This window comes from Clostridium chromiireducens (assembly GCF_002029255.1).
Classification (GTDB): Bacteria; Bacillota; Clostridia; order Clostridiales; family Clostridiaceae; genus Clostridium; species Clostridium chromiireducens.
The window spans coordinates 1-1,755 of record NZ_MZGT01000167.1 but is presented as its reverse complement, the minus strand read 5'-3'; the positions used below and the strand labels follow the sequence as shown (position 1 = coordinate 1,755).

Below are 1,755 nucleotides of genomic sequence, written 5' to 3'. Positions count from 1 at the left end.
GTTAGTGTAAAGTATTTACACTACTCTTTTAAATTTTTTCTTTATATATCAAGGGTTCGAGCGTTTTTTTGTACAAAAAAACAATGCCCCCCCTAATTTCATGTTATAATCGAGTTCCGCAACACCAAAACAACATCAAAAGAAAGGTCATTGTCATGGATTCAATTATAACTTATTTACTTTTATATAATCAATATTTAGTTAAAACTATTTATAAACTTGTTTTGTTTATTTCAAAGAATATACCATTAAACCAATGGGCATTCGACGATTCTAACAGCCCAGAATATCAAAAATTTAAAGTAGACAATCTTCCTAAAATTATTCGTTTTGAAAAAGTTGACTATCAATTTCTTTTAGCTTATTACAAGCACAAATATAACAAGGTAGTGAAACCCGTCCACCGACGGAACGGCAAGTCTATTCCTAGTGAAACTATTTGCCCAAAGTGTGGTGCACCTCACCATTATATCTACGATAATAACGGCAATCGAGGTCAGTTCCAATGCAAGGTTTGTGGTCAAAATTTCAACGAAAGCAATTATGTTACTAAGCCTATAGTACTTGTGTGCCCTCATTGTGGCCATACTCTTACTCAAAAGAAAAACCGTAAGCATTTTCGCATTCATAAATGTACAAATCCTAAGTGTTCATATTACTTAGCTGGTCTTAAAAGACTTCATAGTGATATAAAATCTTCTGAGAAATATAAATATAAGCTTCACTATATTTATAGAGAATTTACTTTTGATTTCTTTAAGATGAATTTACATACACTTTCTAAGCGTGCTATCAACTTCAGTTTTAAAAAGTTTAATCCTCACATCATGGGTTTATGTCTGACCTACCATGTTAATCTTAAGCTTTCAACTAGACAAACCGCTCACGCTTTAGCGGAGATACATAGTATAAAAATATCACATACTATGGTTGCTAACTATGCATTAACTGCAGCTACTGTAATTAAACCATTTGTAGATACTTTTGATTACAAACCTTCTAATATCCTTTCTGCTGATGAAACTTATATAAGAGTAAAAGGTATCAGACATTATGTTTGGATTGTTATGGATGCTTGTAAAAAGTCCATTCTTGGCTATCAGGTATCTGACACAAGAGCTGTTGGTCCATGCATACTTGCGATGCGGATGGCTTTTGATAAATTTCAAAGCTTTCCTGGTAAAATGTTAAAGTTTATTGCTGATGGTTATAGCGCTTATCCACTTGCTAAGCAACAGTTTGAGCTAGAAGAAAATAAAATTTTTGATCTTACTCAAGTAATAGGACTTACAAATGATGATGCGGTTTCTAAAGAATACCGTTGGATTAAACAAGTAGTTGAACGCTTAAATCGTACTTTCAAATCATCATACCGTGTTACTTGTGGTTATGGGAGTGAAGACGGTGCCCTTTACGGAGTCTCTCTTTGGGTTGCATATTACAATTTTCTGCGCCCACATCCTTATAATTATTGGCGGCCTCTAAATGAGATTGATCAATTAAAACAAGCTGATAACATGCCTGCTAAATGGCAAATACTTATTAGTCTTGGTCAGCAAACTATACTTCATATGCAAGAAAATCGACTCTCCTAAAATAAAGATAAACTTAATACATTTTACAGTTTTTGCCTTCGGCGACGGAGGTCTTTTGTCATACACAAAATCAAATGATAAATTGTAAAATTAAACATTTTTACTTAATAGTGTAGATTGATTTTTACTTCTATTTTTTCATAGCTTACTTTACACTATC

At 32.8% G+C, this 1,755-nt stretch carries 1 protein-coding gene; it reads left to right on the top strand.

Annotation, left to right across the window (positions count from 1 at the left end; genetic code table 11):
• The first annotated feature begins 155 nt into the window (after positions 1-155).
• Positions 156-1,595: a DDE-type integrase/transposase/recombinase gene (locus CLCHR_RS24170; RefSeq protein ID WP_079442483.1), complete on the top strand. Its 1,440-nt coding sequence runs from the start codon at positions 156-158 to the stop codon at positions 1,593-1,595.
• Positions 1,596-1,755 lie beyond the last annotated feature (160 nt).